Here is a 5750-nt window from a genome sequence, read left to right on the forward strand (position 1 = left end):
GGTCGACAGGGGGACATAGTCATGCCGGGCCAGAAGGCCGGGAGCCCCAAGATCATCGGGGCCATCTAAAAGGTAACGGGGACGCTACGGCGGGGTGAAGGCCTTCCGGCCTTGGGGGCCCCGTTTCGAGTCGAGCGACCAGAAACAATTGCACCAAGTAATTGTTGAAGTGTGTAAGTTAACGGCAAAAGTAAGTAATGCGGCTATTGGCCCCTTTAGGCTGTCTGTGGGTGGGGTCGGTCGGCCGCGCGGGCCCAACCGGGGAATTCCCCAGTACCAGAGGGCGGAGCGAGAGGATGGGTGCGGAGCCAGAGCATGCGCCGGATTGGCGGGCGGGTGCCACTCGCCTGCGGATGCTTGGGGCCCTGGAAGAGGGCTTGGCGGATACCGATGTGTTGTTGTCCGCCCTGCAGCATGCGGTGGCCGGGATCGGGGGCCTGGGAGGTATGGCGCATGTGAGCGGTTTGCGAGCGACTCCTGCGCTGGCCCTGGCTGTGAGCAGCGGGCTTCCTCGCGCCTTCACCGAGCGATGGGAGATTGTCCCTGGGGGTGCCGGCGTAGCCCCGGCCGCAGCTGTCCGTGACGGTCTGCCCGTGTGGGGGCCCGTACCTGCTGTGGACGGCTGCCCGGTCACTGGAGAGCGTGCTGCGGGGATGTTCTCGGCAGATGCGTGGATGGCGGCTGTTCCTCTGCATGCCCCGGACGGTGCGCTCGGTTCACTGACGGTCCTGGCCGACGAGCCGGGAGGGCCGGACGCGTCGCAGCTGGCGTTCCTCGGGGAGGTCGCCCGGTGGGCCGCCGGACGGTTGCACCAGACCAGGCCTGTTACGGACGACGTGCCTGTTGCCTGGCAGGAGACGTTCGACGCGGTGCAGGTCGGCACCTGGGACTGGGACCTTCGCACCGGCGCGGTGAACTGGAACGAGCCGGCGCTCGCCATCCTCGGCCTCAGCGAGACGCACGACAGACGCGTCGAGACGTGGGTAGCCCTCGTTCATCCCGACGATCTGCCCTGGGTGATCGCCGAGGACGACCAAGCCATCCGTACCCGTGACGTGATCGCGCACGAGTACCGCATACGCCGCCCGGACGGAACCATCCGCTGGGTACAGTCCCGTGGCCGGGTCGTCGTCGAAGACAGTGGCGCGCCGACCCGAATACGTGGCGCCCTGTGGGACACCACCGACACGCACACCTCCCACGAGGCGGTCAGCCGCGCGCTGCGGCACATGAGCGACGCCTTCCTCGCGATCGGCAGAGACTGGAGAGTCACTTTCCTCAATGTCGCGGGCGAACAGCTCTTCGGCCCGTCACAGGACGTCGTCAGCCAACTCCTTTGGGACATACCCGCTGTACAAGGAGCACCCGATCTTCGGGCGCGAATGCGCCAGGCAGCGGCGAGGGGCTCACCATCCGAATTCGAGCTGCGGTGGCCTCAGAGCGACCGCTGGTACCACCTGCGGCTCGTACCAGCGCTGAACGGGCTGACGGTCTACTGCACTGATGTCACCGACAAGCGCTTGCGCGACGCCGCCGAGCAGGCAGCCGCCGAGCGGGCCGCTCGCATCGCGGAATTGGCTGCCGCGCTGGCCAAGGCGATCAGCACACACGATGTGGTCGAGGCGGTCGCGGACCGCATCCTGCCTGCCTTCGGTGCCACGGGCCTGGTCATCCACGTGCTGGAAGCCGACCAACTGCACGCCGTGGGAGCCGTCGGGTACTCCCGGGAATTCATCGACCGCATCCGCACCATCCCGCTTGATGCGGGCACTGCGGTCAACGATGCGCTGAGCACCGTGGTCCCGAAGTTCATCGACTCGGCGGCAGAATTCCGCACGCTCTACCCGAAAACCGCCGATCTTGCGACGCTGAGCGGGAAGAACGCGTGGGCCTTCCTCCCATTGGTCGCCTCCGGCCAGCCCATCGGCGCCTGCGTCATCGCCTTCGATGAGCCCAGGCATCTCGCAGGCGAGGAACGCATCCTGCTCACCGCCATCAGTAGCCTGGTCGCCCAGGCCCTGGCACGGGCCCGTCTCTACGACGCCGAGCACACCCGCGCAAGGCAACTGCAACGCGGCCTGCTGCCCCGCATACTCCCCTCACTGCCCGCTGTCACCACCGCCGCACGCTACCTGCCCACCGGCCAGGGCGTTGATGTCGGCGGCGACTGGTACGACGTCATCGCGCTGTCCGCCGACCGCGTGGGCCTGGTCATCGGAGATGTCATGGGCCATGGCCTGTCCGAGGCCGCCACCATGGGGCGCCTGCGCACCGCCCTTCACACCCTCTCCAGCCTCGAACTGCCACCCGACGAAGTCCTCGACCACCTCAACAGCATCGTCAGTGGCCTCGGCGACGAGTCCTACGCCACCTGCCTCTACGCCATCTACGACCCCACCAACGGCACATGCAGCGCCGCGAGCGCCGGCCACCCCCCACCCGCCATCGTGGACCCTGAAGGCACCGTGACCTTTCCCGACTGGGACTGCAACCCACCACTCGGCGCCGCCGAACCACCGTTCGACACCTTCGACCTCGCGCTACCCGAGGGAAGCCTCCTGGTGCTGTACACCGACGGCCTCATCGAATCCGCAACCCGCGACATCGACCAAGGCATGGACCAACTCGCCCGCACCCTCACCCACGCCGTCCACCACGACGAGACCGAGACACTGCAACACCTGTGCGATCTGCTCACCACCGAACTTCTACCTGCCGGGCAACCGACCAGCGATGACACCGCCCTCCTCATTGCCCGTACTCACCAACTCCCCTCCGACAACATCGCCTCCTGGTCCCTGTGCGAAGACCCCCAAGCTGCCGGACAGGCCCGCGAACACGTACGCGAACAACTCGCCCACTGGAACCTCGACGACCTCACCGCCACCACCGAACTCCTCATCAGCGAACTGGTCGGCAACGCCATCCGCCATGCCAAAGGCCCCATCACCCTCCGCCTGCTCCACAGCAAGACGTTGATCTGCGAAGTCTTCGACGCTAGCCTCACCACCCCCCGCATACGCCACGCCACCGAAACCGACGAAGGAGGACGCGGCCTCCAACTGGTCGCCGCGCTCTCCAGTCGCTGGGGAACCCGTTACACCACTCAAGGCAAGTGCATCTGGACTGAACAAGCCCCATGACCCTCGCTACCTGACATTCCCCCGGAGAGTGGGGCGGTGCGGCGGCCTGTTGTGACGTTCTCGCGCCTCTATCCTCCTTGCTGTGTCTACGGGCGTCACATGGCAGGCGGCCGAACGGAGGCAGCACCTCTATGCTGATGGCTCAGCGTCCTTCGTTGACCGAAGGGATTGTTGACGGGTTTCGCTCGCGGTTCGTGATCGAGCCGCTGGAGCCGGGCTTCGGCTACACCCTGGGTAACTCCCTGCGCCGCACGCTCCTGTCTTCGATCCCCGGCGCTGCTGTCACCAGCGTCCGAATCAACGGCGTCTTGCACGAGTTCACCGCTGTGCCGGGCGTCAAGGAGGACGTCACCGACCTGATCCTCAACGTCAAGCACCGAGGCGGACCGCGTCCAGCAGTTGGCACCACGAGGTGCGGCCGGTCTCCAGCGCGGCCACGAACGAGTACGGCCAGCCGGGAATGAACTGGTCACTGGAGCGACCCGAGCGTCGTAGACGTGACAGAACAGGCGCTCCGGGCTGCATGGAGCATCCGGACGCAGCCAGTTGGTCACGTCGACCGCGAGGATCAGCCGGTTGTCGGCCGCCTTGGGCTGCGGCAGCACCGCCAGAGCCCGGCGCAACCCGGCCGCATCGATACGGCCGCAGTTCAACGCGTCATACAGGGCGCCGTGACCGCGGCGGTGCTCGGCCAGCAGCGTCAGGTCGACCGGCGAGGTCACCGGCCCGTTCTCGCACAGCAGCGCGTCCACGAGCTCGAACAGGGTGTCACCGCGCCGGGTCAGGCACGCATACAGGTCCTCCCGGAAGTGTGACGTGAAGTCGAACGCGCCCTGCCGGGCATCCTGATCCAGCACACTCACCTCTGCGGCCTTCGTATGAAACTGATTCCGTGGCGGAACGCAGGATCATGCGAGGGCCGTCCGCCTGTCCGGCGAATCCCCAGGTGAGTGACGTCGTACGACGCCCTGTTCGAGGCAGAGGCTAAATAACAAGCTAAGCTTGTGATTTATCCAGTTCGACGCGGTTTCGTGCCGACCTTGTGGTGGGCCGGACGGCTGAACTTCTCGCCGGTTGCAAGGACTCTGCCCACGTCATGACGGGTGGGGGGGCGACGGTTTTTCGAGCCTGGTGGCCGACCGGGGCCGGGACGTGACGGTTTCGGTGCACCGGCCGGAGAGCCGGCCTTCGTGCACAGGTTTCTGAACCCTCTCCGGACGCGGGCAGGTGTCAGTTTGTTCGGCTCGGCCGGTTTCTCCCAGGGGCGCCGGAGGTCGGTGGCCAGTGGGCGGGCGAGCCGGAGCTGGGTGTGGGCGGCGATCACCAGCCAGGTCCACCGGTCGGCCGCTTCCGAGCTGCGAAGCCGGGGCTTGGTCCACCCGAGGGTCTGCTTGAACAGGCGAAACGTGTGCTCGATGTCGAAGCGGCGGAGGAACGACTGCCAGCAGCGATCAACGTCGTCAGCTGTAGCGCCGGTTTTCGACCACCACAGCCAGACCGGCTTGTTGACCCCGCCGCTGGGCAGCTTCTCCACGACCAGGCGGACGACGGTGCCCTCGATGATGGGCAGGGGCCCGTCGTGGTCGAGCCAGGCCGCCCGGCGGGTCAGCCGCGGGTGGAGCCGGTCCCACGCCTGCGCGATCGCCTTGCCATAGAGCCGGGTGTCCGTGGTCGTCACGGCCTGTTCGGTGCCCCATGTGCCGGGGTCACCGAAGACGAACTCGCTGCCGTGCTTGGGCGGTCGGCCTCCCTTGGGGTCGTGGACCCGTGGCGGCGTCGGCCGACGCATCACGCGATCCGAACGGAGCCGGCCGAGGATCTCGACAGGCAGCCCGGACAGCAGGTGAGCGATGCGCGGGGCGTCATACCCGGCGTCCAACACGACCAGAACCTCCGGGTCGCCCTCTTGCCACTGGCCGGCGGCGGCCAGTCGCTCGACAACCTCACGGATCTGGTGCGTGGTCACCGCGGCGACGTCGGCGCCGGGCTCCAGGCGGACCGCGTCCAGCACCGCCGTCCAGGAGGTGCGGCCGGTCTCCAGCGCGGCCACGACCGAGTAAGGCCAGCCGGGCACCATCTGGTGCTTGCCCTCGCCCCGGCCGTATGTGTGGCAGAAGGCCCGGTCAGCACAGGTGTTGGCGTCGGGCCGCAGCCACGGCGAGACATCCACAGCCAGTACGAGCCGACCGTCCGCCGCCCTCGGCAACGGCATCCCAGCCAGCGCGCGACGCAGCCGGGCGACATCGATCCGTCCCTGGTTGAGCCCGCCGTAGAGAGCACCGTGCCCGCGGCGATGTTCTGGCGCGAGGGCGAGGTCGATCAGCGTCCGCACCGGCCCATCGGTGCACAACAGCGCGTCTGCCAACTCGAACAACGCGTCGCCTCGCGCGGTCAGACACGCGTACAGCTCCGACCGGAAGTGTGACACTTCCGCGAACGCATCCCGCAGGACGCCCCGATGTACCAAACTCATGACCACGGCCTTCGCGCTGATCCACTCTGTGACGGAGCACAGGATCAGACGGAGGCCGCCTACATGTCCGCTGAACTGCGAAAACGCCGACCAAGTTCGAGCCGCGTTCGACACCGGACCATAAATGACAAGCT

At 67.2% G+C, this 5750-nt stretch carries 2 protein-coding genes and 2 pseudogenes; 2 read left to right on the top strand and 2 right to left on the bottom strand.

Features of this window, described 5'->3' with window-relative positions:
* The first annotated feature begins 653 nt into the window (after window positions 1–653).
* The gene (locus EST92_RS30645) at window positions 654–3143 is read left to right on the top strand and encodes a SpoIIE family protein phosphatase (protein ID WP_254069172.1); all 2490 of its coding nucleotides are present in this window, start codon (window positions 654–656) and stop codon (window positions 3141–3143) included.
* Window positions 3144–3274: 131 nt separating this feature from the next.
* Window positions 3275–3517: pseudogene (locus EST92_RS31445) on the top strand (DNA-directed RNA polymerase subunit alpha); the annotation flags it as partial.
* Window positions 3518–3580: 63 nt separating this feature from the next.
* On the opposite strand, the pseudogene EST92_RS32500 reads toward EST92_RS31445, so the two are convergent.
* Both EST92_RS32500 and EST92_RS30655 read right to left on the bottom strand, forming a co-directional pair.
* Window positions 3581–4006: pseudogene (locus EST92_RS32500) on the bottom strand (transposase); the annotation flags it as partial.
* Between the two features lie 146 nt (window positions 4007–4152).
* Window positions 4153–5616 carry an NF041680 family putative transposase gene (locus tag EST92_RS30655; RefSeq protein ID WP_129283936.1) on the bottom strand — a complete coding sequence of 488 codons (1464 nt, stop codon included), beginning with the start codon at window positions 5614–5616 and terminating at the stop codon, window positions 4153–4155.
* Window positions 5617–5750 lie beyond the last annotated feature (134 nt).

The organism is Streptomyces sp. TM32, from assembly GCF_004122755.1.
GTDB classification, from domain to species: domain Bacteria; phylum Actinomycetota; class Actinomycetes; order Streptomycetales; family Streptomycetaceae; genus Streptomyces; species Streptomyces sioyaensis.